The organism is Chromobacterium haemolyticum, assembly GCF_009936155.1.
GTDB lineage: Bacteria > Pseudomonadota > Gammaproteobacteria > Burkholderiales > Chromobacteriaceae > Chromobacterium > Chromobacterium haemolyticum.
In genome coordinates, this window is record NZ_AP019312.1 from 464,162 (window position 1) to 490,818 (window position 26,657).

A 26,657-nucleotide genomic window follows, 5' to 3' on the forward strand; every position below is an offset into this window, starting at 1 on the left:
CTGTCGCCCGTCCGTCAGGCCCGCCGCCTGCGTCTCTTGCCACAGTATTCTCCGCTTTGTGTTTGATTTTTTAGACAGCGTCGCCGGGCGGCCACAGTATGGAGCCATGCGCGCCTTCCGGCGCGCCGGAGGGACGCATTGAAAGCCTTATTGTGGATAGCGGGATTGGCGGCGCTGTGGCTGGCGCCGGTCAGCTGGGCGCTGAGCCTATCGACGGCGGAGCGGGACTGGCTGCGCCAGCACCCAGTGCTGCGGGTGGGGGTGATGCCGCAAGCGCCGTACGCGGTGCTGGACGCGCGCCGGCAGGCGCTCAGCGGCGCGCATGTGGAACTGATGAACCGGCTGGCCTCCGAGCTGGGACTCAAACTGGCCTGGACCTTTTATCCGAACAAGATGCAATTGAGCGTGGCGGCGCGGGCGGGACGGGTGGATGTCGCGCCCGGCCTGGAGCAGACTCCGGCCGGCCTGCGCTACTGGCTGTTTTCCGATCCCTTCCTGCGGGTGCCTTACAAGCTGGTTGGCCGCGGCGAGCCGGCGGCGGCGCTGGAACTGGAGCAACTGCCGGGCAGCGCGCTGGTGGCGGTGCTTGAGCCGGGCGCGGCGGCGGCCTTCCTGGCCGCCAACTATCCGGCTTTGCGGCGTTGGCCGGCCGGCTCGGATCGCTCCGCGCTGCAGCAGGTGCTGCGCCAGCGGGCGGATTACGCGGTGGTGGACGAGGCGCAGCTGAACCAACTGCTGCGCGAGCCGGAGTTCTCGTCCTTGCGCGCGGTGGGCGACAGTGGAACCACCCGGCTGCTGCGGGTGGCGTCGCGACAGGATTGGCCGCAGTTGGCAACCTTGCTGGACCGGGCCTTGAGCGCGCTGCCGGCCTCGCAGCGCGGCCATCTTTACACACGCTGGGTGCAGGCCGAGCCGACGCCGCTGGGCGACAGCCTGCCGTTCTGGCGGCGGCTGAGCCAGGTCTCGGGGCTGCTGATCCTGCTCTTGGCCGGCGCGCTGCTGTGGCAGGGCCGGCAGCAGCGGCAGGTGCGACAGGCGCTGGCGGCGGCGCGGCAGGCGCTGGCGCAGCGGGAGGCCAGCGCCGAGGCTTTGCGGCTGACGCAGTTCTCGGTGGATCACAGCACGGTGGGCATTCTGTGGCTGAACTGGGACAGCCGGCTGCGTTACGCTAACCAGGCCGCGCTGGCGATGCTGGGCTGCACCGAGGCGCAGGCGGTGGGGCAGCCGCTGTCGCGCTTCCAGCCGGGCTTGGACATGGACGGCTGGCTGGATTTGTGGAGCCAGGCGCGCGGCCGCGGCCTGTTGCAGTTCGAAATCGATTGTCAGCGCGCCGACGGCGACAGCCTGCCGGTGGATGTCTCGCTCAGCTTTCTGCGCTTTGGCGGCGCCGACTACCTGGTGGCCTTCATGCACGATGTCAGCGAGAAGCGGCAGGCGCGCGCCGCCTTGCGGGAAAGCGAGGCGCGCTTCAAGGGGATAGCCGGCAATGTGCCGGGCCTGGTGTTCCGGCTGGAGCGCGGCGACGCGGCGGAAGACCCGCGGCTGGCCTTCGTCAGCGAGGCCAGCCTGGCGCTGACCGGTTATCCGGCGGCGGACTTGCTGGCGCGGCCGGAGGGTTTGCAGGCGCTGGCGCACCCGGAAGACGCCGCCGGGCTGCGCGACAGTTGGCGGGCGGCCTGGCGCGAGCAGCGCGATTGGAGCTGGCAGGGCCGGATTCTGACCCGCGACGGCGCGGAGCGCTGGGCCGATCTGCGCGCCAGCGCCCGCCGCCACGGCGCGACGGGCATGGTGTGGGATGGCATCCTGTGGGATATCAGCGCCGGCAAGCGCAATGAACTGGAACTGATCGCATCGCGCGCCATGCTGCGCGACCTGTCCGCCCACCTCGAAACCGTGCGCGAGGAGGAGAAAGCCCATATCGCGCGCGAGGTGCACGACGAACTGGGCCAGGTGCTGACCGTGCTCAAGCTGGAAACCTCAATGCTGGAACTGAGCCTAGCGCAGCCTGAGGGCGCGGCGGCGCAGCGGCTGGCCAGCATCAAGAAGCTGATCGCCCAGACTTTCGCCCTGGTCCGCGACGTGGCCACCGCGCTGCGGCCGCCCATCCTGGACGCGGGCCTGGCCTCGGCTGTGGAATGGCAGGCGCGCCGCTTCGAAGCGCGCAGCGGCATACCCTGCCTGGTGCTGGTGCCGGAAACGCCGCTGCGGCTGGACGACGCCAAGGCGGTGGGCCTGTTCCGGGTATTGCAGGAGGCGCTGACCAATGTGATGCGCCATGCCGAGGCTCACACGGTGACGCTGCATTTGCAGGCGCAGCCGGGCGAGCTGACACTGAGCATTGTCGATGACGGCAAGGGCTTCGAGCGGCGGCCGGGGGAGGCGGGCAGTTCCTACGGCCTGGTGGGCATGCGCGAGCGCCTGCTGATGTTCGGCGGCAGCCTGGAGATCGCCAGCGCGCCGGGGCAAGGCTGCAGTTTGACGGCCCGGCTGCCCTTGCGGCCGGATGAAGGGGAGGAGAAGACATGATTCGAGTGATTGTGGCGGAAGACCACACCATCGTGCGCGAAGGCATCAAGCAGCTGATCGGCCTGGCCGACGATTTGCAAGTGGTCGGCGAAGCCGCCAACGGCGGCGCGGTGTTCGACGCCTTGCGCGCCGCGGCCTGCGATGTGTTGCTGCTGGATATTTCGATGCCGGGCCTCAGCGGCCTGGACGTGATTCCGCGTTTGCGGGGGCTGGCGCAAGCGCCGGCCATCCTGGTGCTGTCCATGCACGACGAGGTGCAGATGGCGGCGCGCGCGCTCAAGGCCGGCGCCGCCGGCTACGCCACCAAGGACAGCGACCCGGCGCTGCTGCTGACCGCGATCCGCAAGGTGGCCGGCGGCGGCCGCTACATCGATCCGCAGCTGGCGGACCGGCTGGTGTTCGAGGTCAATCTCAGCGACGAGCGTCCGCCGCACGCCCAGCTGTCCGAGCGCGAGTTCCAGGTGTTCCAGCGGCTGGCGCAGGGCGCCAACGTCAACGAGGTGGCGCAGTTGCTGGCGATCAGCGCCAAGACCGTCAGCACCCACAAAGTCAGGCTGATGCAGAAGCTGCGCGCGCAGTCGCTGGCGGACCTGGTGCGTTACGCGATCGAGCACCAATTGTTTTAACGCCCGGCCTGCTGCGGCGCACTAAGAATTTCCCTATAGCGAGCGCCGTTTATCCCGACGGCAAAATCCGCTGCTCGCCGATGGCGAGCGCGCGCCGCGCTCCCTAGCATGGTTGGCGTACGCATTCACTTTCAGGTGCCGCCGCCATGTCCGCAGCCAACGATGTGCTTGTCCGCTTCCTCGACATCCAGAAAAGCTATGACGGCGAGAACCTCATCGTCAAAAACCTGAATCTGGATATCCGCCAGGGCGAATTCCTCACCCTGCTGGGGCCGTCCGGCTCCGGCAAGACCACCAGCCTGATGATGCTGGCCGGCTTCGAAACCCCCACCGGCGGCGAAATCCAGCTGGCCGGCCGTTCCATCAATCGGGTGCCGCCGCACAAGCGCAACATCGGCATGGTGTTCCAGAACTACGCCTTGTTTCCGCACATGACGGTGGCGGAAAACCTGGCTTTTCCGCTGTCGGTGCGCGGCGTGTCCAAGACGGACATCCAGGACAAGGTCAAGCGGGCGCTGGCCATGGTGCAGCTGGACGCCTTCGCCGGCCGCTATCCGGGCCAGATGTCCGGCGGCCAGCAGCAGCGGGTGGCGCTGGCGCGCGCCTTGGTGTTCGAGCCGCAGCTGGTGTTGATGGACGAGCCGCTGGGCGCGCTGGACAAGCAATTGCGAGAACACATGCAGATGGAGATCAAGCATCTGCACCAGCGCCTGGGCGTGACCGTGGTCTACGTCACCCATGACCAGGGCGAGGCGCTGACCATGTCGGACCGGGTGGCGGTGTTCCACCAGGGCGAAATCCAGCAGGTCGACGCGCCGGCCCAGCTTTACGAGCGGCCGGGCAACGCCTTCGTCGCCAACTTCATCGGCGAGAACAACCGGCTGCAAGGCACTTTGCTGAGCCAGGACGGCGAGCGCTGCCTGGTGGAGCTGGAGCGCGGCGAGCGGGTGGCGGCGCTGGCGGTGAAAGTGGGCGAGACCGGCAGCCGGGTGTCGTTGTCGGTGCGGCCGGAGCGCGTGCATCTGAACGCGCGCAGCGAGGCCTGCGCCAACCGTTTTTCCGGCCGGGTGGCGGAATTCATCTACCTGGGCGATCACGTGCGGGTGCGGCTGGAGGCCTGCGGCCGCGCCGATTTCTACGTCAAGCAGCCCATCGCCGACCTCGACCCGCAGCTGGCGGTGGGCGACGTGGTGCCGCTGGGCTGGCAAGTGGAGCACGCGCGGGCGCTGGACGCGCTGGCGCTGCAGGAATAAGCCGGCCTTCCTCGTCGGTTCTTAGAACGTGTTTACGATCTCGCGAGCTAAGGCGAGACAAGGCGAAAACGGCTGAGAAAGCGGAATGTACGAGTGGTACATGAGCATTTCGAAGGTGTTTTCAACGCCGTATCGCCAACGCGTAGCAGATCGTAATCAGGTTCTTATCGCGGCGGCTCCTCCGTTCCGCCGCCCACGCGCAGGAGAGTGATGATGACACGCTGTAGTTACGCCTTGCCGGCCGCGGCCGTATTGATCGCCGGCCTGGCCGGCGGCGCCCAGGCCCGGGATTTGACCGTGATTTCCTTTGGAGGCGCCAGCAAGGTGGCGCAGGCCAAGGCCTATTACCAGCCGTTTCAGCAAGCCACCGGCATCAAAATCCTGGCCGGCGAGTACAACGGCGAAATGGCCAAGCTCAAGGCGATGGTGGACACCAAGAGCGTGTCCTGGGACGTGCTGGAAGTGGAGTCGCCGGAGCTGGCGCGCGGCTGCGACGAAGGGCTGTTCGAGCGGCTGGACTACGCGCGCATCGGCAATAAGGCGGATTTTCTGCCGGGCGCGGCCCAAGCCTGTGGCATCGGCACCCTGGTCTGGTCCACCGCCTTGGCCTACAACGCCGACAAGCTCAAGACCGCGCCGCGCAACTGGGCGGACTTCTGGGACGTGAAGCGCTACCCCGGCAAGCGCGGCATGCGCAAGGGCGCCAAATATACGCTGGAAATCGCGCTGCTGGCCGACGGCGTTGCCGCCAAGGACGTGTATCGCACCCTGGCCACGCCGGCCGGCGTGGAGCGCGCCTTCAAGAAGCTGGCCCAGCTCAAGCCGCACATCCAGTGGTGGGAGGCCGGCGCGCAGCCGCCGCAATACCTGGCCTCCGGCGATGTGGTGATGAGCTCGGCCTACAACGGCCGCATCGCCGCGGCGCAAAAAGAGGGCAAGAAGCTGACCATCGTCTGGGACGGCAGCCTGTACGACTTCGATTCCTGGGCCATTCCCAAAGGCTCGCCCAACAAGGACGCCGCTTACCGCTTCATCGCCTTCGCCAGCAAGCCGGAAAACCAGAAAGTCTATTCGCAAAATATCAGCTACGGCCCCAGCAACAAGAAGGCGTTGTCGCTGCTGGATAAGTCGGAATTGTCGGAGCTGCCTACCGCGCCGCAGAACCTGAAGAACGCGCTGAAGGTGGATATGGAGTTTTGGGCCGATCACGGCGAAAGCCTGGAGCAGCGCTTCAACGCTTGGGCCCTGCGCTGAGCGTCGGTTTTAAGAACCTGTTTGCGATCTGCTGCGCGTCGGCGATACGGCGTTGAAAACCTCTTCGAAATGCTCATGTACCACCTGTACATTCCGCTTTCTCAGCCGTTTTCGCCTTGTCTCACCTTAGCTCGCGAGATCGTAAACACGTTCTAAGAGCGGCTAACAAAAGTCAGTTTCACGTCTGAGGCAAGGCGCGCCGACGCAGGCAGTACTTGAGTACGGCAAGTCGGCGCAACGCAGCATCAGGAGTTTTGTTCGCCGCTCTAAAAGCCACGCCGGCCTGACCGGCGTCACGATGCAGTCAACAAGGAGAATGAGGATGGCAGTGAAACAAAAATTCATGCTGCTGGGCGCGGCGCTGGCCTTGGCCGGCGCGGCTTCGGCCAAGGATTTGACGGTGATTTCCTACGGCGGCGCCAATAAGGACGCCCAGGCCAAGGCCTACTACGCGCCATTCCAGAAGAGCGCCGGGCTCAAGCTGGTCAGCGGCGAGTACAACGGCGAAATGGCCAAGCTCAAGGCGATGGTGGACACCAAGAGCGTGTCCTGGGATGTGCTGGAAGTGGAATCGCCGGAACTGGTGCGCGGCTGCGACGAGGGCCTGCTGGAACGGCTGGACTACGCGCGCATCGGCAATAAGGCGGACTTCGTGCCCGGCGCGGCCCAGCCCTGCGGCATCGGCATCTTCGTCTGGTCCACCGCGCTGGCCTACAACGCCGACAAGCTGAAGACCGCGCCGGCGGGCTGGAAGGATTTCTGGGACGTGAAGAAATTCCCCGGCAAGCGCGGCTTGCGCAAGGGCGCCAAGGGCACGCTGGAGATCGCGCTGCTGGCTGACGGCGTGGCGGCCAAGGATGTCTATCCGGCGCTGGGCACCGCGGCCGGCGTGGACCGCGCCTTCAAGAAGCTGGACCAGATCAAGCCCTATCTGCAGTGGTGGGAGGCCGGCGCCCAGCCGCCGCAATACCTGGCCTCCGGCGATGTGGTGATGAGCTCCGCCTTCAACGGCCGCATCGCGGTGGCGCGCAAGGAGGGTAAGAACCTGAAAGTGGTGTGGAACGGCAACCTCTACGACTTCGACTACTGGTCGATTCCCAAGGGCACGCCCAAGCGCGATCAGGCCTACCAGTTCATCGCCTTCGCCAGCAAACCGGAAAACCAGAAGGTCTATTCGCAGAACATCGCCTACGGCCCCAGCAATAAGCGGGCGATTCCGCTGCTGGACAAGAGCGAGCTGCCGGATCTGCCCACCGCGCCGCAGAACATCAAGGACGCGCTGAAGATCAATCTGGAATTCTGGGCCGACCACGCCGAGAGCCTGGAGCAGCGTTTCAACGCCTGGGCGGCTAAGTAAGCGCTCGTCCTTCATTTAGCGGAGGCCGCCTTTCGGCGGCCGTTTTGACGGAGTCCAAGCCATGACCGCTTCCTCGGTATCTCATTCCCGCGCGTCCGCGCCGGCCCCGCTGCCTCTGAAGGCACGGCTGGCCCGGGCGGAGCGGCTGGGCAAGCTCAAGTCGCTGGCGCTGGTGTCGCCGCTGCTGTTGTTCCTGTTGCTGACCTTCATCGTGCCCATCGGCGCGCTGCTGCTGCGTAGCGTCGACAATCCCGAGGTGGCGGGCACGCTGCCGCGGACGGTACAGGCGCTGGCGGCTTGGGACGGCAAGTCGCTGCCGCCGGAAGCGGCCTACCGCGCGCTCGTCGACGATGTGCGGCTGGCCGGCGAACAACAGACGCTGGGCGACTTGGGCAAGCGGCTGAACATGGAAGTGCCCGGCTATCGCAGCCTGTTGGGCAAAACCGCGCGCGCCTTGCCGCTGGAGCCGGCGCCGTCTTCGTTCAAGCAGGCGTTGACCGAGCTGGACGAGCGCTGGGGCGATCCGGCCTATTGGCTGGCGATACGCCGCAACCAGTCCGTCTATACCCCTTACTATCTGCTGGCGGCGCTGGATCACCGCATCGACGACCTGGGCGAGCTCAGCCGCGCGATGCCGGATCAGGGCATTTACCTGAGCGTGTTCGCCCGCACCTTCTGGATGAGCCTGGTGGTGACCGCGCTATGCCTGCTGCTGGCCTATCCGCTGGCTTATCTGCTGGCCAGCCTGCCCACGCGCCGCAGCAATCTGCTGATGATCATGGTGCTGCTGCCGTTCTGGACCTCGGTGCTGGTGCGGGTGGCGGCCTGGATCGTGCTGCTGCAGTCCGGAGGCCTGATCAACGCCGCCTTGCTGAGCCTGGGCCTGATCGAGCAGCCGCTGCAACTGGTGTTCAACCGCGTCGGCGTCTACATCGCCATGGTGCACATCCTGCTGCCCTTCATGATTCTGCCCATCTACAGCGTGATGAAGGGCATCTCGCCCAGCTATCTGCGCGCGGCGATCTCGCTGGGCTGCCATCCCTTCGCCAGCTTCTGGCGGGTGTACGCGCCGCAGACCGTGGCCGGCGTCGGCGCCGGCTGTCTGCTGGTGTTCATCCTGTCCATCGGCTACTACATCACCCCGGCCTTGCTGGGCAGCCCCAATGACCAGATGGTCAGCTATTTCGTCGCCTTCTACACCAACACCACCATCAACTGGGGCATGGCCACCGCGCTGGGCGGCTTGCTGCTGGCGGCCACCTTGCTGCTGTACGCGGTTTACCACCGCCTGGTGGGCAGCGAGCGGCTGCGGCTGGGCTGAAGCGCAGCCTGGATAGCCGCTTGGACCAAACCGATACTGGAGAGCCAAACCGATGCCAAGCCATCACACCTTGCCGGAAGAACGTTTGTGGTTTTACCTGCACCGCCTGCTGAGCGGCCTGACGCTGCTGTTCCTGGTGCTGCCGGTGCTGGTGATCATCCCGCTGTCCTTCAACGGCAGCGCCTTCCTGGTCTACCCGCTCAACGGCTTTTCCCTGCGCTGGTACCAGGAGTTCTTCTCCTCGGCGGAGTGGATGCGCGCCTTGCAGAACAGCCTGATCGTCGCGCCGCTGGCCACCGTGCTGGCGATGACGCTGGGCACGCTGGCTGCCATCGGCCTGACCCGCGCCGAGTTTCCCGGCAAGGGCCTGCTGATGGCGGTGCTGATCTCGCCGATGGTGGTGCCGGTGGTGATCGTCGGCGTGGCCGGCTATCTGTTCTTCGCGCCCTTGGGCATGGACAACAGCTATCTGACGCTGGTGTTGATGCACGCGGCGCTGGGCGTGCCCTTCGTGGTGATCACCGTCAGCGCCACGCTGCAGGGCTTCAACCGCAACCTGGTGCGCGCCGCCGCCAGCCTGGGCGCGTCGCCGCTGCGGGTTTTCTTCAAGGTGACCCTGCCGCTGATCGCGCCGGGGGTGATCTCCGGCGCGCTGTTCGCCTTCGGCACGTCCTTTGACGAGGTGGTGGTGACGCTGTTCGTCGCCGGGCCGGGCCAGACGACGCTGCCGCGGGCGATGTTCAGCGGCATCCGCGAAAACCTCAGCCCCGCCATCGCCGCGGCGGCCACGCTGTTGATCGGTTTCTCGGTGCTGATGCTGCTGACGCTGGAGTGGTTGCGCGGCCGTTCCGAGCGCTTGCGCAGCCGGCCGGCCGGTTGAGATGGGCTTGGCCCTACTTTGGGAGGGGTTGAAATTCGGCCAGTGTGCCGCACACTAGCGGAGTCACTCACCCCTGAACCCAAATAAGGAATTCCCACATGGCTACCGTTACTCTGCGCGGCAATCCGGTTGAAGTGGCCGGCGCGCTGCCGGCCAAGGGCCAGCAAGCTCCGGCGCTGACCCTGACCTCCGCCGACCTGGCCGAAGTCAAACTGGACAACTACGCCGGCAAGAACAAGGTGCTGAACATTTTCCCGAGCGTGGACACCCCCACCTGCGCGATGTCGGTGCGCAAGTTCAACGAACGCGCCGCCAAGCTGGCCGACACCGTGGTGCTGTGCGTGTCCGCCGACCTGCCGTTCGCGCAGAAGCGCTTCTGCGGCGCCGAGGGCATCGACAATGTGGTGACCCTGTCCACCTTCCGCAATCCGCAGTTCGCCGCCGACTACGGCGTCAAGCTGGCCTCCGGCCCGCTGGCCGGCCTGACCGCCCGCGCGGTGGTGGTGCTGGACAAGGACAACAAGGTGCTGCACAGCGAGCTGGTGGCCGAGATCGGCGAAGAGCCGAACTACGACGCCGCGCTGGCCGCGCTGTAAGCTGCGTCCGCAAATCAAACCCGCCGGTGCGAACCGGCGGGTTTTTTTGCGCCCGGCGCGGACGCCGAAGCCGGCCGGCGGGCGCGGGCTTGCCCCGCAAGGCAAGCCCTTCCAGGGCATGCGCAACTCAGCGGCTCGACGCGCCGCCGCCAGGGCAAAATAATCCTATAGTGGAGCCATCACCGCGGCTTTGACGTTTATTTTCAAAAGATTCGACCTTGAGCCCTACGACGCGGGCGCGGCTTAACGGCCAAGCTGTCATGCCGCCGCATGCTCACACCAGATAGCGCCATGCTCGCACGACGGAACCCGGCTGGAGGACATATGGCTAAGCGGCTGCTCTTTACCCTCTTATTGCTGGGGGGCGCGCCAAGTTGCTTGGCGGAGCAGGCCCTGTCCTTGCAGTATCGAGACAAACCGCCCTACAGCTATAGCCAAAATGGAAAACCGGCCGGTTTTTTATTGGAGCGGACCATTGAAATCTTGCACCGCGCGGCCGTGCCGGCGGAGTTTGAAGAAGTGCCCGCCAAGCGCATTCTCAGCAATATCCAAGCCAATAAGAAACTGATTTGCTCCCCAGGCTGGTATAAAACGCCGGAGCGCGAGGCCTTTGCGCTGTTTTCCTCGGCCATTCACCAAGACAAGCCGCACCTGGTGTTGGCCAATATCAAATCCGCAAAAAATATCCAAAAATTCAGCACGCTAAAAGCGCTGTTCGCCAGCCCTGAATTCAAGCTGGGCAAAGTGGCGGGCGTTTCCTATGGCCCTGAATTGGATGCGATGATTGATCATGCGACTGCCGCGGTGATGGATTCGACGGTGACGCCGGGCGAGCTGGCCCAGATGATCGTCTCTCAGCGCGCCGACTATATGCTGATTGACGTCGAGGACTATAAATACCTGCTGCAGAAAAAAGAACTCGATGCAAAAAGATTGGCGATCTTGTCTTTCAAAGACATTCCCGAGGGGCTCAAGCGCTACATCATGTGTAGCAAGCAGGCCAGTCCCGAACTGATGCAGCGCATCAATCAATCCATACTGCTTGCTCCCTGATCGAGCCTAGCGTTGACGCGCGGCTATCCCGCCATCCCCAATGCCTTGACGCCCTCCGCCAGCCTGTTTAGGCTTGGTTCCGCGTCGTGCCCAATACACGACGCAGGGCTGGCAAGCCCATAACTGACTTTCCCGCAGACACAACGGTCCGCTTTGGCACCGTTACGTCTGCTGCCACGCCGTACCCATTCGGGGCGGGCCGTGGCAGGGAATCCGAAAGGATTGCCGGTCACTGGAAAGTCAGCCGGTCTTGCCACCTTGTCACGTGCCTGTCCTAGCCTCGCCTGGGCAGGTTTCCAAAGCTGACATGGAGACCACGATGACCTTTTCTACTTTTCCCCCCGCCATGCCGCCGCCCGCCTGTCCCCATTGCGCAGGCCAACAATCCACGCCCGCCGCAGTGCCGGTGATGGAGCAGCTGCACCTTTGTTCCCAGCGCTTGCCCGCCGTTGCCGGCGATATGACGCTGCTGGGCGAACTGGGCCAGCAGTTGAACCATTGCTATGTCGAACTGGACACCGCCCTGCTGCGCGGCGTGATGGACATGCGCGCCGCCCACACGGGCTTATTGGCCTTGATCACCCTGTTGGAACGCCGCGACGAGCCGCTGTTGTTTACCAGCGAGGACGCACTGGCCTTGCTGGAACCGATACAGCAACGCTTGAAACAGGGGCTGGAACACTTTAACGGCGTGCTGTGATGGCCATTAGGGAGAGCATTGCCATGATGAAGCTGCTGATCCAGCATAACCAGGCTCTCAAGCGCGCCGCCCGTTTGATCATTGCTTATGAGATGCGCCTGGGGGTGATTTCTCTGGCGGAGAACAACCCAATCCATCCGGCCAACACCGAAGACATCCATCAGGAAATCAATCAGGCGTTGACGGCTTTCCACCTTTGGCGCAAATGGCGTGGCGAGCACGAGCCTGCCCGCGCGGCTTTATTGGAGATGTGGGCGTCCGGGAAGTGGACCAACCGCGATACCTGTGTGCGGCAGTGTTATCGCCTGGCGGGGTTCAAGAATATGGTCACTGCCCGTCAGGCGCTGGTGGGCGCGCCGGCGCCTTTAGTCGTCCGGAGCCAGCCCGCCCCATGGGTGAAGCTGTAGGCGATATCGGCAAGGCGAGTCCTCATCCGCGCAGCGAGTGCTATGGAGCGTCCTCGCTCACTGCCGGGCTTGTAGATGGCACAGGCTGCCATACAGCTCCAGCAGGCGGGCGTACTCCTTGGCGTCGTAGAACTGGCAGCCGCCGCGGCCAAACTCCTTGGCCACTTCCAGCGCAAATTTCACCGCCAGCGCGATATCGGTTTCATGGCTGGCGCCGGTGCCGCTGCCAGGCACGATGGTTTCGGCGCAGATGGCGACGCCGACGACGGGAGCCGCCGTCGCGGTGGCGGGTTGCAAGATGCTGTTCAAATGGTAGACGCCGTTGCCGTAAGGCGTGATGTCCTGGGTGGTGATGGGAAAGGTCACCGCCCGGCGGCCGCTGCTGCTTTCCATGATCCGCAGCAGGTCCTCGGCCACGCGCAGGATATAGCCTTCCTTGACGGTGGGGGAGATCGCATAGCCCTTGTGGTTGAGAATGCGGTTGCCCTTGCTGGTGTCTATCGACAGCACGGCGTCCGCTTCGGCCGCCACCTCGTAGCGGTTCATCGTGGCGTCGTCTACCGGCGCGTCCATGAAATCCACCGGCTGGCGCGGCAGGATGGGGGCGTCGGGACAGATATGAGTGGTGACGATCACATCGCCCGCCAGTTGATCTCCGTTGCGCCGCATCTGCGCCAGCTTCAGCGCGCAGGCGACGGCGGCGACGGCTCCGTCGCCATCGGACACCAGACCAATGCGGCCGGGGCGGGCGCCGATGCCGCCCAGGCGGCCGACGATGCCCAATGTGGGGGCGGTGCCGCCGACGCTTTTGCCCTGGGCGCCGGGGAGGTCGATGCGGACGAAGTCAGTGCCGCCCTTGGCGCCCTGGACGCGCGTGCTGACGGCGCGGACGCCGGGATCGGCGGCGAACAGTTCGACGATGTCCCGGCCGCCCACCTTGGCGCTATCCAGCAGCTCAAATGCTTGTAGGGTTTGTTGCAAGCTCATGCCATGTCTCCTTGTCTGGTGTCGCAGATATTCGCCGCCGGTGAGCGCGCGAGCCGGTCCTCAGCGTTTGCCGGGCGTGGTGAATAGGGAGCCGAAGAAGCTGGCGAGCGCGTCGCCGGCGATGAAGCCGGCGGCGATCACTTCCATCGGCGGTCGGGCTGCCTCCCCCCAGCGGCGGTGGATGAAGAGGCGCAAGGCGATGCCGAGCAGCACCGCCCAGCCCGCGGCCGCGCTGTTGATCAGCAGGCCGGTGGAGAGCAGCACGCCGAGTTGGCGGCGGGGGCCGCCCAGCCATTGGATGAGAGCGCCGGGAATAGCCCACAGGCCCAGGGAGTAGGCCAGGTTTGTCTGGCTGCCGGCGGCGATGGTCTTGGCGAACACCCGCGCGGCGGGCGGTAGCAGATCCTGGGCGAAATAGCCGGTGTGGACCAGCCAGACAACCGGGATGGCGATGATAAAGGCGGCCATGGCGGCGCACATCTGCACGCGCCGTCCATGCAGCTCCGCCGCCAGGTCCCGGCCGTGGCCGCGCAGGATGAAACCGGCTTTCAGGTCGAAGCCCATGTCGGCGAAGGCCGGACCGGTGGCGGCGGTGAAGCCGGTCAACAGGCAGAGCGCCAACGGGGGAAAACCGAGCAAGATGCCGATGATCAAGGTGATCAGCGCCACCGCGAATGCCGGAAACCAGCCGGAGTGCATGGCGGCGATGCCCACGATCAGTTCGTGGGCGAAGGCGGCGAATGCGGCGTAGAGCACGAACAGCAGCAGCATGGGCAGCGCCATCTCGCTCCACAGGCCGCCAGCCAGCGCCAGCAGCATGGAGATCAGCAGATAGCCGACGGCGCCCAGGCCCAAGGCGTGACGCACCTCGCGGTCCGGGGTGGCGGCGCGGCCGCTATCGGCCTGCTTGCCGCGGATCGCGCTGGCCACTTGGAATAAGGCGACCAGGCCGGCGCCCACCATTACGCCGTGCGGCAGGTAGTGGGCGTTGAGGTCGAGGCCGGCGATGGGTTCGGCGTAGGCGCGCAGCAGCAGGCCTAGGCCGAACATGCTCAGCGCCCAGATATTGCCGATGAAGGCGGTGCCAAAGGCCGCCATCGGTATGTTGAGCAGGGCGCCGACGATGCCGGTGCTCATGCCGGCCAGCAGCAGGCGCGCGTTGCGGCCGCCCCGGTCCCCGGCGAGGATGGCCTCGGCGGTGGCGGTGCCTATCGGCCAGGCGTTGCCGGCCGGGAAGACCCGGGTGTCGAACATGAGGTAGAGCAGATAGCCGTCCAACAGCATGGCGGCGGCCACGCCGCAGAACATAGGCAGGATCAGCTCGGGCATGCCCATGGCCCAAGGCACCGCGATGGGCATGAGCAGGCTGTTGGCGGCGCCGAAGGTGGCGGAGGAGATTACGGTCTGCGCCAGGTTCTGGGTATGAATGGAACGGTAAGGCCGGAATACGCGCCAGGGCAGCCGCGACAGCAGCATCGCCAGCAGCGCGCCAATGATGGAGGTGCTGGGCGTGATGCCCAGGGTGCTCAGCAACTGGATGCCGATGATGGCGCCCAGGATGGCGAGCGCAAGCAGCATGGCCAGGGTGGCGATGCCCGTGACCGGTTTGTCCTCTTGCATGGCGTGACCTCCTGATTGGCTTGCGGCGCGGCAGGCTGCGCTCTGTGAGAAAGTTAACTTGCAAACTAAAAGGGCGGCGTCAGCGGTGTCAAGCGGCCTTGGTCGGCCCGGCCTGAGCGCTGCCGGTGTTTTGCGGTGAGCAAAAATAGCGGCGCAAGATGCGCCGCTAGGCGGAATGGGGCTGGCCCATCGCTATCCGTGAAGCGGAGTTGAATCCAGCAAGGCTGGAGGGAGGTTTAGAGCCGCTAACAAAACCGCGCAGCCTATCTGAGCCAAGGCGCGCCGACGCAGGCAGTACTTGAGTACGACAAATCGACGCAATGCAGGATCAGGGGTTTTGTTAGCGGGTCTTAGTACGGCTTATTGGGCAGGAACTTGCCGTCCAGTGTAATCACCGCGCGCTCGCCGCCGTCCGGGTCTTCCACTTTGCGGATGTCCAGCTTGAAGTTGATGGCGCTGATGATGCCGTCGCCAAACTTCTCGTGCACCAGCGCCTTCAGCGTGGTGCCGTAGATCTGGATCATTTCATAGAAGCGGTAAATGGTGGGATCGGTGGGAATGCCGCCGGGAATGCTGCCGCGCAAGGGAATGGTTTGCAGCTGCAAGGCGTCGGCCGCGTTCAGGCCCAGCCGTTGGCAGACCAGCTCCGCGGCGGGTTTGGGCAGCGCATGCTGACCCAGCACGGCAGCGGTGACATAGGCCAGGCTGAGGCCGGTGTCGGCCGCCACTTGCTCCCAGCTCAGGTCTTTCAAGGCCTTGGCGGCGAGGGCGCGGGCAGTCAGTTCTATACGGAGATCCTGATTGATATTGGAGTGTTGCATGGGATGGTCCTTTCTTTGGGTTTGCGGGAGACGCGCCGCTTTCAGGCGGCGCGGGTCAGCGGAAAATCCGCTAGGGAAACAAAGCGCTGGCTGGCGTGGTCCAGGGCCAGGACGGCGCCGGTTTCGATGTCGTAGACCCAGCCGTGCAGGGTCAGCCGGCCCTGGCGCATCGCCAGCGCCACCGAGGGATGGGTTTTGAGGTTGGCCAGCTGGGCGACGACGTTTTCCCTGACCATGTCGTCCAGCTGCTGGCGGGCGTTGTCGTGCCGGCGCGCCGCGTTGACCACTTTGGCGGAGTCGGCATGGCGCAACCAGCCGGCCACCGCTGGCAGATGGTCCAGGCAATGGCCGTTGGCGATCGCCGTCATCGCGCCGCAGTCGGAGTGGCCGCAGACCACGATGTCGGCGACGCCCAGCGCGGCTACCGCGTATTCCACCGAGGCGGTGACGCCGCCCGGTTCCGGCCCGTAGCAGGGAACGATGTTGCCGGCGTTGCGGATCACGAATAGCCCGCCGGGTTCTTGTTGCGTCAGCAGTTCCGGCACCACGCGGCTGTCCGAGCAGGTGATGAACAGTGCGCCGGGGGCCTGGCTGTCGGCCAGTTGGCGGAATAGCGCTGAACGCTGGGGATAGGCTTCCTGTTGGAATTTCAGAAAGCCGTCGATGAGGGCTTGCATGGCTTGCTCCTTGGCGGGGAAGGGATGTGCCAAGGATGAGGCTTTTTTTCTATAGGGTCCAAGACCGATATAGAATGATTTCCATAATTATTTCCTATAGTTTGGGCGCATGATTCTTCGACATATCCGTTACCTGCAGGCTGTCGTCGAGCACGGCAACTTCACCCGGGCAGCCGAAGCGCTGCATGTCTCGCAGCCCACGCTGTCGCAGCAGATCAAGCAATTGGAAGAGACGGTGGGCGCGCAGTTGCTGGACCGCGGCGGGCGGACGGTGCGGCCAACCGACGCCGGCGCCGCTTATTTGGAATACGCGCGCCGCGCCTTGCGCGAGTTGGAGGCGGCGCGGCGAGCCACCCGGGATGTCGGCGATTTGTCGCGCGGCAGTTTGCGGCTGGCGATGACGCCGACTTTCGCCAGTTACTTGTTGGGGCCGCTGGCGGCGCGGCTGCGCAGCCTCTACCCCGGCATAGAACTATGCGTGCGCGAGGCGACGCTGGATGCCATCGAGCTGGCTTTGCTGGAGGACGAGATCGACGCGGGGATCGCTTTCGATCAGACGCGCGCGGCGGAGATCGACGCGAGGCCGCTGTTCTGCGAAACCCTGGCCGTAGTGGTGGGCGAGGGCCACCCATGGCGACGACAGGCGGAAGCGGTGGACGCCGAGGCTTTGGCGCAGACGCCCTGGGCGCTGTTGAGCGCGGATTTCGCCACCCGCGGCCATATCGATCGCTATTTCCGGGATCTGGGCCTAAAGCCGCGGATCGCGGCGCAGGCCAACAGCATCGGCGCGGTGATGGAAATCGTCCGCCACAGCGATTGCGCCACCATTCTGCCGAGGGCGATCACGCGGCGGCATCCGGAGCTGGGGGCAGTGGGATTGCAAACACCGTTGCCGGCGCGCACGGCGGCGGTTCTGACGCGCAAGGCCGCGTATCGCAGCGCCGCTTTGCGGGCGTTTCTGCCGGTGCTGGATGCTTTGGGAGAGGAGTTGGAAGCCGAGGACGGCGCGAGGCCGCCCGCGGCGGGAGCCGGCTGAGCGGCTCCCGGGAGAGGTTTAGGCTTGCTGGCCGGCCAGCTTGCCGCGCGCAGCGCTCTCGGCGGCTTCCATATTGGCTACCGCGTGGGCGTCATGCTCGGCGTCCAGATAACGCGTGCGCCAGCCGCTGTTGACGCCCCAGTAGTAAAAGGCCAGAGATACCACCGCCACCACCGCCATGTCGGGGCCGTAGGGCAACAGGCCGATGCCGCCGAAGTCCTGGCTGCCGATGTAGGACAGCAGCGCCATCGTCGGCAGGTAGAGCACCATCCACAGCGCGCCTTTCAGTTCGCGGCCAAACTCCGGCCAGCCGGCGCGGGCTTGATACCAGAAGTACACCGGCAAGGCGGCCACGATCAGGAAGATGATCTCGCCGGTCAGCGGCCAGCGCGCCCAGTACAGTACCAGGGACGCGCAGACGAAGGCGAACGGCGCGACCACGCCGAGGCCGGCCAGGCGCAGCGGGCGCGGCAGATCGGACGCGCAGCGGCGCAGCGCGGCCACGCTGATGGGGCCGGTCAGGTAGGAAATCACCGTGGCCACCGAGATCACCGCCGCCAGCGTGCCCCAGCCGCGGAAGAAGAACAGGAATACGAAGGAGATTGCCAGGTTGAACCACATCGCCGGACGCGGAATGTGATATAGCGGGTGGATGCGGCCGAAGATCTCCGGCATGGTGCCGTTGCGCTGCATGCCGTAGATCATGCGCGAGGTGGTGGCCATATAGGTGGCGCCGGTGCCGCTGGGGCTGACGAAGGCGTCGAAGTACAGCAGCAGCATCAGCCAGTTCAGGCCCAGCGCCATCGCCAGCTGGGCGAAGGGCGAGCTGAAGTTCAGACCCTGCCAGCCGTGGGCCAGGTCCGCCGGCGACAGCGCGCCGATGAAGGCCACTTGCAGCGCCACGTAGATCACCGCCGCCAGCAGGATGGAACCCACCACGCCGAAGGGCACGCTCTTGCCCGGGTTGCGGGCCTCGCCGGCCAGGTTGATCGGGCTTTGGAAGCCGTTGAAGCTGAACACGATGCCGCTGGTGGCCACCGCCGTCATCACGCTGGCCCAACCAAACGGCGCGAAGCCGCCCGGGGTGTCGCCGCCCAGGTTGCCGGGGTGGAAGCCGCTGTAGATCAGCGCGCCCACGGTCAGCGCCGGCACGATCACCTTGAAGATGGTGATGGCGCTATTGGCCTTGGCGAACAGGCGCACGCCCCAGTAGTTGAGCAGGAAGTAGACGATGACCAGCAGCGCGGCCAGCATCAGGCCGGGCGGGGTCAGTTCGCCGTTGGAAAACAGGTGTTGAGCCCAGGCGTAAGGCCAGGAGCTCATGTATTGCACCGAGGCTTCGGCCTCGATCGGGATCACCGACACGATGGCGATCCAGTTGGCCCAGCCGGCGATGAAGCCGAGCAGGGAGCCGTGGGAGTAGCGGGCGTAACGCACCATGCCGCCGCTTTCCGGGAACATGGCGCCCAGTTCCGCGTAGCTGAGGGCGATGGAGAGAATGATCACCATGCCGACTATCCAGGCGACGATGGCGGCTGGGCCGGCGATCTGGGCGGCGTGGGCGGCGCCGAACAGCCAGCCGGAGCCGATGATGGAGCCCAGGCCGGTCAGCATCAGGGCGACGGGGCCGATATGGCGGGAGTGTTGCTGTGTCAAAGGTATCTCCTGTCTGAAAACCCGACGGCCCGGTAGAGTCAGTCCCGGACGCGGCGGGCAAGCGATGGGGACAAGTTCCGGCCACGACGCGCTCGCCCGGCCGTCCGGGGCGGAGGGCATGGCATGGAGAATGACGGCGTGCTGGATGCGTCGGCGCGGAGGGCGCCGGCGAGCTTGTCCCGGATGCCGGGTGGGCCCGGTCTAATGTGCTCTTTTATAAGAGGGGGCTAATCTACCTTTGCTTTTCATTACGGTATGTAACGAAATGTACTCGCTAGCTTATTTCAAGCATGACAAAAGATTGAAAGTGGCGAGGAAATGGGTGATCTATTGCGTGTTTAGGCGAATGGCAAGGGTTTAAATTGAATAAATGCTCTAGGCGTGATCCGGCGGCAATTTTCTGCCTAATTGACGCCGGCGCGGCGGCTAAGCCGGTTGTTGCAGCAGCCGCCAATCGGTTGCCGCAGCGGAAGGCGCTGGCTCGGCGTCCGGCGCGTCGATGCGGAACCAACTCAGGGTCTGATTCAAATCCTGCGCCCCGGCGGCCAAGTGCTGCATCACCGGCGCGGCTTGCTGCATGTGCTGGTCGATGGCGGCGGCGAGGTGAGCCACCTCGTGACCGTGTTGGCGAATATCGCCGCCGGCGCGAGCCTGGGCGGCGCTGTGCTCGCGGATGTCGGCCATCAAGCGATTCAAGCGCTCCAGCCCCGTGTCCACTTGCAGCAGCGCCTGATCCAGCGCCTGTTGCGAGTCCAGCTTGTCGGCGCAGGCGTGGCCGGCTTGCTCCAGCGCGGCGTGCAGCGAGCCGGTGGCGCCCTCCACGCGGCCCAGCGCGTCGAAGATGCTGCCGGTGGCGGCGCGGGTGCGCTCCGACAGTTTGCGTACTTCGTCGGCCACCACGGCGAAGCCGCGGCCGCTTTCGCCTGCGCGCGCGGCCTCGATGGCGGCGTTGAGCGCCAGTAGATTGGTTTGTTCGGCCACGTCGCGGATCAGTCCGCTGACGCCGGCGATGTCGTCCAGGCTGAGTTGGAGCTGGCGCATTTCCGTTTGCGCGCATCCCATAGTGTCGGCAAGCGCCCGCATCGCCTCGGCGTTGAGCCGGCCCAGTTCGCGCGCGCGGCCGGTATCGTCCGCCGCTTGACGAGTGTGGGCGTCCGCCTGTTGCAGATGGCCGGCCACGGTTTGGGCGCTGTCGGCCACCGCGTGGGCCGCCTCGTTGCTGAGCTTGGCCTTGGCGCTTTGCTGGCGGCTGGCGTCGGCCACTTGCAAAGTCAGCAATTGCAGGCGCTGGCAGTCGCCGCCGCTACGGTGGGCGTCGGCTTCCACCTGCCGCAGCAAGTCGCTCAGCTTGTTCAGAAACTGATTCAGGCGGCCGGCGGTGGCGGCCAGCTCGTCGCGGCCCTGGGCCGGTAGCCGCACCGCCAGATTGCCTTCCCCCAGCGCGTCGGCTGAAGCGGCCATCGCCTGCAACTGCCGCTTCAGTCGCCGCGCCAGCGCCAACTGCATCGCCGCCACCACCAGGCTGGCCAGCGCCAGCGGCCCAAGCGTCAGCCAGGCCATGCCTTGCAGTGTGTCCTGCAATTGCGCGGTTTCCTGGGCCAGCCGCCCTTGTTCCTGTGCCTGTTGGCGGTCAAGCAAGGCCGCCAGCGGCTGCAGGCTTTGCTGCCAGGCTTGTTCCGGAATGGACAGCGCGTCCTGAGGCGCGGTCTCGGCAATGGCCAGCGCGCTGCTCAGATTGCGCTCGTAGTCCTGCCACAGCCGGCTCACTGCCTGACGAAAGGGTGCGGCTTCATTGGCGGGCAGGCCGGCGGCGATGTCGCCGGTCAGGCGCGCCACGGCCAGGCTGGTATCCCGCAGCCGCGCAGGACTGTCCGGCAGCAGCGGGTCCAGCCGCGACAGCTGCAACACGCCGGCTTTGAGTTGGTAGAGGCTGGCGCTCAATTGCTGACGCGCGCTGTGGCGGTCCACCGCGCGGGTCAGGCCGCTCAGTTGCTGTCCGGTGAGGATGAGAGCCAGCGCCAGGCTGGCGAGGGTGAAGAAGATGGTCAGCCACAGGCGTTTGGCCAAAGTCATGATGATGTCGTGCGTTGCGATACAGGAGAGTCGCAGTCTAGGCGCGCCGGATGACGGTAGAATGACGTGAAGATGAATTGTCCTGTAGGGAACCATATTGCCGCGACCATTCTTTGCCGACGCTGCGCGACGTTGCGGCTAAAATAGCCGGGTTTGTCATTTAACTTGGTTGTTGGCTTATGACTTTGCTATCCCCGGACCAGTTGGAACAGGAGCTGTGGGCGTCCACGGAACTGCTGCGCGAGCAAGTGGACCTGTACGACTACAAGAACCACGTGTTCGGCCTATTTGTGCTCAAGCGCCTGCACGATGTGTTTGTGGAGAGGGTTCAGGCGCGGGTGGCGGCCGAGGGCATGAGCCGCAAGCGCGCCGAGGGCGTGGTGCAGGAACAGTACGGCGTCTATCCGCAGCACGCGCGCTGGCCCGGCCTGCAAGAGCGCAAGAAAGGCATAGGCGAGGCGCTTGACAAGGCGGTGGCCGCCATCGAGGAACATCACCCGGCGCTGGCCGGCGTGCTCAGCGTTGCGCAATATCAGGGCCACAAGCGTTTGAGCGACGAGGTGCTGCACCCCTTGATGAACCATATCGGCGCGCTGAAGCTGGGCGACGCCGATCTGGAGGACCCGTCCCGTCTGGGCGAGGTCTGCGAAGGGCTGGTGCGCCGCTACGCGGCGGAGTCAGGCAAGCGCGGCGGCGCCTTTTCCACGCCGGCGCCGGTCAGCCAGTTGCTGCTGCGGCTGGCGGAGCTTCAGCCTGGCCAGAGCCTGTACGACCCCAGCTGCGGCGCGGCCGGCACCTTGCTTGACGCCTGGCGCATGATGGGCGCGCGACCGGGCGGCCGCTTGCCGGACGGCCGGGTTGCGCTGGAGTTGTTCGGCCAGGAAAAACTGCCGGCCACTTGGGCGATGGCCAAGCTGTGCGCTTATTTCCACGGCGTGGAGATGAGTCTGGAATTGGGGGACACCCTGGTGGAGCCCAAGCACCTGACCCCGGAAGGCTGGCTGCCTCGCTTCGACCGCATCGTGGCGCAGCTGCCGTTCACGGTGAAAAACTGGTGGACGCCGCTGGAGGCCGAGGTGGTGGAACCGCCGCCCGCCGACGGCAAGAAGCGCCGCCGCAAGCGTCCGGCCGAGCCCAATTACAAGAAGCTGACGGACGAGCATAAGCGCTTTGGCTATGGCATTCCGCCGCGCAGCTTCGGCGATTACGCCTTCGTTCAGCACGTATTGGCCACCTTGAAAGAGGATGGCCGCGCCGCGCTGGTGATGCCGCACGACGTGCTGTTCCGCGACGGCGACGAGGGCCGCATCCGCAACGGCCTGCTGTTTGGCAGCCAAGGCCAGTCCGGCGATCGCATCGAGGGAGTGATCGCCTTGCCGCCGGCCTTGTTCTACGGTTCCGGCATGCCCACCTGCGTGGTGGTGTTGAACAAGAACAAACCGGCGGGCCTGCGCAACAAGGTGATTATTATCGACGCCAGCAAGGAATTCGGCCGCGGCCGGGTGCAGAACACGCTGCGGCAAGAGGACATCGAGCATATTCTACACGCCTACCGCGCCGCGGTGGAGCAGGAGACGGAGGAGCCGGACTATCTGCGCCTGGTGGGGCTGCGCGAGATCAAGCAAGGCCACCGGGGCAATTTGAACGTACAGCGTTACTTCGCCCAGGATGAGGCGGCCGAGATCGTGGACCCCGAGGCTTTGGCCACTGAGCTGGCCGCCTTGCAAGAGCAGGAACAGGCGCTGGACTCGCGGTTGGCGGCCTTCTTCACGGAAGAGCAGGGCTGGCGCGTGGAGGAGGGTGAACTGGAGGGGTGCCTGGCCTTGACGGATGAAAAGCTGGAGTTGCTGTCTTGCCAGTTCGCCGCCAAGCGCAAGCTGCGTCCTAGCGGCATCCAGGCTTTGCTCAACCGCGGCTACGGCACCCGGCGCATGGGCAAGTGGAGTCCGCATCAATCGTTCAAACCGAGTCCGTTGGGGGTGATTCCCGGCAACTGGGAAGTGTGCAAATTGGGAGAGCTGGCCGCGCCGCTGGAGGCCACCGCCGAGGGCGAACTGTTGGAAGTCACCGAGGGCGGCGGCTGGCGCCGTGCAGGAGAGGGCTTGGGCACGGCGCTGCCGCCCAACGCTTTCGCCTTCGATCCGGCGCGTTTGTATCAGGGCGCGCTGGCGCGCAACGCCGACGACGCTCCGGTGCTGACCACGGCGGACCAGAGGGCTTTCGCGCTGGACGAGGCCCGGATCTCGCCGGCTTTCCTGGAGTGCTACCGGCAGTCGGAAGGGTGGCGCTTTTGTCTGGAGCGGCTGGGCGCGGCGGTGGAGGGGGCCGAGTTCGGCTTCGAGGCGCTGGCGGAAATCCCGCTGCCCGTGCCGCCGTTGAGCGAGCAACGCAAGCTAGTGGAGGAATTGACGCGCCAGGACGAGGCCTTGCACGCTCTGCAACAGCGCCTGCTGCAATGGCAGGCGCGACGCGGCGCGTTGTTGGCGCGCTTTTCGTCGGAAGACTAAAGGCCCGCCGGCCGCCGTTGCGACGGCGGCTTATTTTTGCCAGTAGGTTTTGACGTTGACGAACTCGTACAGGCCGAACTCGGACAGCTCGCGGCCATAGCCGGAGGATTTGACGCCGCCGAAAGGCAGGCGCAAGTCCGAGCTGGTGTGGCGGTTGATGAACACGCTGCCGGCTTCGATCTGGCGCGCCAGCGCCCAGGCGCGTTCCTTGTCCGCGCTGTAAATGCTGGCCCCCAGGCCGAATGGAGTGTCGTTGGCAAGCCGCAACGCGTCGGCCTCGTCGCGCGCGCGCAAAATGCCGGCCACCGGGCCAAACACTTCCTCGTGGTAAACGCGGCAATCCGGGTTGACCCGGTCCAGCACCGTGGCCGGGTAGAAGAAGCCGGGGCTGGCCGGCATCTGCCCGCCCAGCCGCAGCTCGGCGCCGTGTGCAACGGCGTCCAGCACTTGGGCGTGCAGCGCTTCGCGCAGATCGGCGCGGGTCAGCGGCGACAAGGTGGTGGCGGGGTGGCGCGGGTCGCCGGCGCGCAGTTTGGCGGCTTCGGCGCAGAAGGCGTCAATGAACGCTTCGGCGATTTCCGGCACCACGATCATGCGCTTGGCCGCATTGCAGCTCTGGCCCGCGTCGCGGAAGCGGGAGTTGGCCGCGTCCTGAGCCGCGGCGGCGACGTCGGCGTCGGCCAGCACGATGAAGGGGTTGCTGCCGCCCAACTCCAGCACGGTCTTTTTCAGGTGGCGACCGGCTAGCGCCGCGATGGCGCGCCCGGTTTGAGTGGAGCCGGTGAAGGCCACCGCGTCGCACTGGCGGATGGCCTCTTCCACTTGATCATGATCTATCCAGGCCACGTCCAGCACGCTCAGGCCCGAGGCGCGCGCCAATTCCAGCAGACGCTGAGTGGATTGCGGAACCGACGGCGCCGGCTTGACTAGGCAGGCGTTGCCGGCCATCAGCGCCGGCACCGCGAAGCGCAGCACCTGCCAGATCGGATAATTCCACGGCATCACCGCCAGCACGGTGCCCAGCGGTTCGAAAGCCACGCCGCTGCGGCTGGCCTGGGTAGGGATTTCCAGCGAGGCCAGCAACTCCGGCGCCAGCTGGGCGTAGTAGCGGATCAACTGGGCGGATTTGTCGATTTCCGCCAGGCATTCGGCGGTGCGTTTGCCCACCTCCAGCGTGACCAGGCCGGCCAGTTCTTCGCGATGGGCCTGCAGTTGATCGGCCAGGCGAAGCAGTTGTCCGGCGCGTTCGGCCACGGTCAGCTCGCGCCACAGGCGCTGCGCCTCGCGCAGTTGGGCGAGAGCGACGGACAGTTGGGTTTCCGGCCAGGCGGCGCGGGTGTAGACGACTTCTCCTGTGGCGGGGTTGCAGCTGGTAAAGGCGGTCATGACGTGCTGTATTGGTATGCAAGCAAAGACACAATGTAGCAAAAATCCCCGGACCCGGGGGTGAGCGTCGTCAATTCCGCGGCGATTTGCTTATTATATTTCTAATTTGAATAAATGGTTAAATTTATAGTTCTTTAGGTTTTATGTGACTTGCTTATAGACTGGTTTGCAATCGCCAAGCAGTGGCGTTGACGGATGGCGGGATTCAGAGGCAAGGCATGATTGAAATAGAGAATTTATACAAACATTACCGGGTGGACGGGCGCGAAGTGCCGGCCTTGGCTGACGTCAGCCTGAAGGTGGCCAAGGGCGAGGTGTTCGGCATCATCGGCCGTTCCGGCGCGGGCAAGAGCACCTTGGTGCGTTGCTTGAACCTGCTGGAGCGCCCGGACCGCGGCGCGGTGCGCTTGGGCGACACGGATCTGACCGCGCTGGACAGCCGGCAATTGCAACTGCGCCGCCAGCGCATCGGCATGGTGTTTCAGCATTTCAATTTGCTGAAGTCGCGCACCGTGGCCGGCAATGTGCGCTTTCCGCTGGAATTGGCCGGCGGCGTGTCCGCGGCCGATATGGACGCCCGCGTCGAAGAACTGCTGGCCTTGGTGGGACTGTCCGGGCATCGCGACAAATACCCGGCGCAATTGTCCGGCGGTCAGAAGCAGCGCGTCGGCATCGCCCGCGCGCTGGCCAATCACCCGGAACTGTTGCTGTGCGACGAGGCGACCTCGGCGCTGGACCCTGAAACCACGGACTCCATTCTGACCTTGCTGGCCGACATCAACCGCCAGCTTGGCCTGACTATTGTGTTGATCACCCATGAGATGCGCGTGATCCGCCAGCTATGCGATCAGGTGGCGGTGCTGGACCACGGCCGCGTGGTGGAGCAGGGGCCGGTGCTGGACGTGTTCCTGCATCCGCAGCACGAGGTGACCCGTGGCCTGCTGGCGGAAACCGGGCTGTATCAGGAAGAGGCGCGCCAGACCTGGCAGCAGCGCGTGGGCGCGCCGTTGATCAAGCTGACCTTCGTCGGCGATCCCACCTTGCAGCCGGTGCTGGACGTGGTGGGCAAGGAGGCGGGCGCCCGCTTCAATCTGGTCAGCGGCACGCTGTCCGAGATCAAGGGCACGCCGTTCGGCCAATTGGTGGCCGGCGTGATCGAGTCGGAGGCCCCGCTGGAGAGCCTGCCTGAATTATTCGCCAGTCATGGCGTGCGTTGCGAGGTGCTGTGATGGAAGGTTTCGACTGGACCCAATTATTGAGCATGGACTGGCTGGAAATAGGCCAGGCCACGTTGGACACGCTGACCATGCTGGGCGCCTCGTTGCTGTTCACCGTGCTGTTCGGCCTGCCGTTGGGCGTGGTGCTGTACGTTAGCTCGCCGGGGCAATTGCTGTCGCGGCCGCGCTTGTACGCCACGCTATCCTTCCTGGTTAATGTGTTCCGCTCCTTGCCCTTCGTGATTTTGCTGATCGTGATGATCCCGCTGACGCTGAAGCTGGTGGGTACTTCGATAGGGGTGGCGGGCGCGATTCCGCCGCTGGTGGCCGGCGCCTCGCCCTTCTTCGCCCGACTGGTGGAAAACGTGCTGCGCGAAGTGGACCGTGGGGTGATCGAGGCCAGCCAGTCCATGGGCGCCAGCCTGGGCCAGATCGTGCGCCATGTACTGCTGCCGGAGGCCTTGCCGGGCCTGGTGGGCGCGGCGACGGTGACCACGGTGGCGCTGGTGTCCTACACCGCGATGTCCGGCGTCATCGGCGGCGGCGGCCTGGGAGATTTGGCGGTTCGCTACGGCTATCAGCGTTTTCAGACCGAGGTGATGGTGGTGACCGTGGTGTTGCTGCTGTTGCTGGTGCAGTTGATCCAGAGTTTCGGCGACCGGCTAGTGCTGCGCTGTCAACGCGGCTGAGCGCAGCGCGCATCG

22 protein-coding genes and 1 pseudogene are annotated in these 26,657 nt (G+C 65.4%); 16 read left to right on the forward strand and 7 right to left on the reverse strand.

All coding sequences use genetic code 11. From position 1 onward, the window contains the following. Positions 1 to 138: 138 nt before the first annotated feature. The 11 genes from GYH29_RS02195 (at position 139) to GYH29_RS02245 (ending at position 11,973) form a co-directional block, all read left to right on the forward strand. Positions 139 to 2,526 (forward strand): PAS domain-containing sensor histidine kinase, encoded by a 2,388-nt coding sequence (locus GYH29_RS02195; RefSeq protein ID WP_161523108.1) that lies wholly within the window; start codon positions 139 to 141, stop codon positions 2,524 to 2,526. After that, positions 2,523 to 3,152, forward strand: coding sequence for a response regulator (locus tag GYH29_RS02200; RefSeq protein WP_019102970.1), 630 nt, complete (start codon positions 2,523 to 2,525; stop codon positions 3,150 to 3,152). The genes GYH29_RS02195 and GYH29_RS02200 overlap by 4 nt, the downstream gene beginning before the upstream one ends. 146 nt (positions 3,153 to 3,298) lie before the next feature. Further along, complete coding sequence (locus GYH29_RS02205) at positions 3,299 to 4,405, forward strand: ABC transporter ATP-binding protein (protein ID WP_161523109.1); 1,107 nt, start codon at positions 3,299 to 3,301, stop codon at positions 4,403 to 4,405. Between the two features lie 210 nt (positions 4,406 to 4,615). After that, on the forward strand, positions 4,616 to 5,659 hold the full coding sequence (locus GYH29_RS02210) for an ABC transporter substrate-binding protein (RefSeq protein WP_161523110.1): 1,044 nt from the start codon (positions 4,616 to 4,618) through the stop codon (positions 5,657 to 5,659). Between the two features lie 322 nt (positions 5,660 to 5,981). Continuing rightward, a complete protein-coding gene (locus GYH29_RS02215) occupies positions 5,982 to 7,016 on the forward strand; it encodes an ABC transporter substrate-binding protein (RefSeq protein WP_198001635.1) in 1,035 nt (344 codons plus the stop codon). 61 nt (positions 7,017 to 7,077) lie between these two features. Further along, positions 7,078 to 8,337 (forward strand): ABC transporter permease, encoded by a 1,260-nt coding sequence (locus GYH29_RS02220; RefSeq protein WP_019102965.1) that lies wholly within the window; start codon positions 7,078 to 7,080, stop codon positions 8,335 to 8,337. 52 nt (positions 8,338 to 8,389) lie between these two features. Then, a complete protein-coding gene (locus GYH29_RS02225; protein ID WP_019102964.1) occupies positions 8,390 to 9,217 on the forward strand; it encodes an ABC transporter permease in 828 nt (275 codons plus the stop codon). A 98-nt stretch (positions 9,218 to 9,315) separates the two neighbouring features. Continuing rightward, positions 9,316 to 9,813, forward strand: a complete 498-nt coding sequence (tpx, locus tag GYH29_RS02230; protein WP_043594076.1) for a thiol peroxidase — start codon at positions 9,316 to 9,318, stop codon at positions 9,811 to 9,813. A gap of 324 nt (positions 9,814 to 10,137) precedes the next feature. Then, complete coding sequence (locus GYH29_RS02235) at positions 10,138 to 10,866, forward strand: substrate-binding periplasmic protein (protein ID WP_019102962.1); 729 nt, start codon at positions 10,138 to 10,140, stop codon at positions 10,864 to 10,866. Between the two features lie 319 nt (positions 10,867 to 11,185). Continuing rightward, positions 11,186 to 11,566: a hypothetical protein gene (locus tag GYH29_RS02240; protein ID WP_152596989.1), complete on the forward strand. Its 381-nt coding sequence runs from the start codon at positions 11,186 to 11,188 to the stop codon at positions 11,564 to 11,566. Positions 11,567 to 11,589: 23 nt separating this feature from the next. After that, positions 11,590 to 11,973 (forward strand): hypothetical protein, encoded by a 384-nt coding sequence (locus GYH29_RS02245; RefSeq protein WP_146176158.1) that lies wholly within the window; start codon positions 11,590 to 11,592, stop codon positions 11,971 to 11,973. A gap of 57 nt (positions 11,974 to 12,030) precedes the next feature. Here the strand turns inward: GYH29_RS02245 and GYH29_RS02250 are convergent, their stop codons facing one another. The 4 genes from GYH29_RS02250 to GYH29_RS02265 form a co-directional block, all read right to left on the reverse strand. Continuing rightward, positions 12,031 to 12,960, reverse strand: a complete 930-nt coding sequence (locus GYH29_RS02250) for a DUF1177 domain-containing protein (RefSeq protein WP_019104606.1) — start codon at positions 12,958 to 12,960, stop codon at positions 12,031 to 12,033. A gap of 60 nt (positions 12,961 to 13,020) precedes the next feature. Continuing rightward, entirely contained in the window at positions 13,021 to 14,580 is a 1,560-nt protein-coding gene (locus GYH29_RS02255; protein WP_161523112.1) for an OPT/YSL family transporter, read from the reverse strand. Positions 14,581 to 14,930: 350 nt separating this feature from the next. Beyond that, positions 14,931 to 15,401, reverse strand: coding sequence for a cyanase (gene cynS / locus GYH29_RS02260; protein WP_043594065.1), 471 nt, complete (start codon positions 15,399 to 15,401; stop codon positions 14,931 to 14,933). 41 nt (positions 15,402 to 15,442) lie between these two features. Beyond that, positions 15,443 to 16,078, reverse strand: coding sequence for a carbonic anhydrase (locus tag GYH29_RS02265; RefSeq protein ID WP_043594063.1), 636 nt, complete (start codon positions 16,076 to 16,078; stop codon positions 15,443 to 15,445). 109 nt (positions 16,079 to 16,187) lie between these two features. On the opposite strand from GYH29_RS02265, the gene cynR reads away from it, so the two are divergent. Further along, positions 16,188 to 17,114: a transcriptional regulator CynR gene (gene cynR / locus GYH29_RS02270; RefSeq protein WP_161523113.1), complete on the forward strand. Its 927-nt coding sequence runs from the start codon at positions 16,188 to 16,190 to the stop codon at positions 17,112 to 17,114. Between the two features lie 18 nt (positions 17,115 to 17,132). Here the strand turns inward: cynR and GYH29_RS02275 are convergent, their stop codons facing one another. Then, positions 17,133 to 18,770: an APC family permease gene (locus GYH29_RS02275; protein WP_043594059.1), complete on the reverse strand. Its 1,638-nt coding sequence runs from the start codon at positions 18,768 to 18,770 to the stop codon at positions 17,133 to 17,135. A 426-nt stretch (positions 18,771 to 19,196) separates the two neighbouring features. Then, positions 19,197 to 20,843 (reverse strand): methyl-accepting chemotaxis protein, encoded by a 1,647-nt coding sequence (locus GYH29_RS02280; RefSeq protein ID WP_019104600.1) that lies wholly within the window; start codon positions 20,841 to 20,843, stop codon positions 19,197 to 19,199. 179 nt (positions 20,844 to 21,022) lie between these two features. On the opposite strand from GYH29_RS02280, the gene GYH29_RS02285 reads away from it, so the two are divergent. Then, positions 21,023 to 23,350 carry an N-6 DNA methylase gene (locus tag GYH29_RS02285; protein WP_161523114.1) on the forward strand — a complete coding sequence of 776 codons (2,328 nt, stop codon included), beginning with the start codon at positions 21,023 to 21,025 and terminating at the stop codon, positions 23,348 to 23,350. Positions 23,351 to 23,380: 30 nt separating this feature from the next. Here the strand turns inward: GYH29_RS02285 and GYH29_RS02290 are convergent, their stop codons facing one another. Beyond that, positions 23,381 to 24,736, reverse strand: coding sequence for an aldehyde dehydrogenase family protein (locus GYH29_RS02290; RefSeq protein ID WP_161523115.1), 1,356 nt, complete (start codon positions 24,734 to 24,736; stop codon positions 23,381 to 23,383). A 218-nt stretch (positions 24,737 to 24,954) separates the two neighbouring features. Here GYH29_RS02290 and GYH29_RS02295 point away from each other — a divergent pair. From GYH29_RS02295 to GYH29_RS02300, 3 genes and pseudogenes are all read left to right on the forward strand, one after another. Beyond that, positions 24,955 to 25,686 (forward strand): annotated as a pseudogene (locus GYH29_RS02295) (methionine ABC transporter ATP-binding protein); the annotation flags it as partial. Between the two features lie 45 nt (positions 25,687 to 25,731). Next, on the forward strand, positions 25,732 to 25,965 hold the full coding sequence (locus GYH29_RS25205; RefSeq protein ID WP_332087002.1) for an NIL domain-containing protein: 234 nt from the start codon (positions 25,732 to 25,734) through the stop codon (positions 25,963 to 25,965). Further along, positions 25,965 to 26,642, forward strand: coding sequence for a methionine ABC transporter permease (locus GYH29_RS02300; RefSeq protein WP_019104597.1), 678 nt, complete (start codon positions 25,965 to 25,967; stop codon positions 26,640 to 26,642). Before GYH29_RS25205 ends, GYH29_RS02300 begins: the two co-directional genes overlap by 1 nt. The last annotated feature ends 15 nt before the right edge of the window (positions 26,643 to 26,657 follow it).

Coding starts and splice junctions, on each gene's coding strand:
- GYH29_RS02200 (WP_019102970.1), top strand. CDS start 2,523: ATGATTCGAGTGATTGTGGCGGAAGACCACACCATCGTGCGCGAAGGC.
- GYH29_RS02205 (WP_161523109.1), top strand. CDS start 3,299: ATGTCCGCAGCCAACGATGTGCTTGTCCGCTTCCTCGACATCCAGAAA.
- GYH29_RS02210 (WP_161523110.1), top strand. CDS start 4,616: ATGATGACACGCTGTAGTTACGCCTTGCCGGCCGCGGCCGTATTGATC.
- GYH29_RS02215 (WP_198001635.1), top strand. CDS start 5,982: ATGGCAGTGAAACAAAAATTCATGCTGCTGGGCGCGGCGCTGGCCTTG.
- GYH29_RS02220 (WP_019102965.1), top strand. CDS start 7,078: ATGACCGCTTCCTCGGTATCTCATTCCCGCGCGTCCGCGCCGGCCCCG.
- GYH29_RS02225 (WP_019102964.1), top strand. CDS start 8,390: ATGCCAAGCCATCACACCTTGCCGGAAGAACGTTTGTGGTTTTACCTG.
- tpx (WP_043594076.1), top strand. CDS start 9,316: ATGGCTACCGTTACTCTGCGCGGCAATCCGGTTGAAGTGGCCGGCGCG.
- GYH29_RS02235 (WP_019102962.1), top strand. CDS start 10,138: ATGGCTAAGCGGCTGCTCTTTACCCTCTTATTGCTGGGGGGCGCGCCA.
- GYH29_RS02240 (WP_152596989.1), top strand. CDS start 11,186: ATGACCTTTTCTACTTTTCCCCCCGCCATGCCGCCGCCCGCCTGTCCC.
- GYH29_RS02245 (WP_146176158.1), top strand. CDS start 11,590: ATGATGAAGCTGCTGATCCAGCATAACCAGGCTCTCAAGCGCGCCGCC.
- GYH29_RS02250 (WP_019104606.1), bottom strand. CDS start 12,960: ATGAGCTTGCAACAAACCCTACAAGCATTTGAGCTGCTGGATAGCGCC.
- GYH29_RS02255 (WP_161523112.1), bottom strand. CDS start 14,580: ATGCAAGAGGACAAACCGGTCACGGGCATCGCCACCCTGGCCATGCTG.
- cynS (WP_043594065.1), bottom strand. CDS start 15,401: ATGCAACACTCCAATATCAATCAGGATCTCCGTATAGAACTGACTGCC.
- GYH29_RS02265 (WP_043594063.1), bottom strand. CDS start 16,078: ATGCAAGCCCTCATCGACGGCTTTCTGAAATTCCAACAGGAAGCCTAT.
- cynR (WP_161523113.1), top strand. CDS start 16,188: ATGATTCTTCGACATATCCGTTACCTGCAGGCTGTCGTCGAGCACGGC.
- GYH29_RS02280 (WP_019104600.1), bottom strand. CDS start 20,843: ATGACTTTGGCCAAACGCCTGTGGCTGACCATCTTCTTCACCCTCGCC.
- GYH29_RS02285 (WP_161523114.1), top strand. CDS start 21,023: ATGACTTTGCTATCCCCGGACCAGTTGGAACAGGAGCTGTGGGCGTCC.
- GYH29_RS02290 (WP_161523115.1), bottom strand. CDS start 24,736: ATGACCGCCTTTACCAGCTGCAACCCCGCCACAGGAGAAGTCGTCTAC.
- GYH29_RS02300 (WP_019104597.1), top strand. CDS start 25,965: ATGGAAGGTTTCGACTGGACCCAATTATTGAGCATGGACTGGCTGGAA.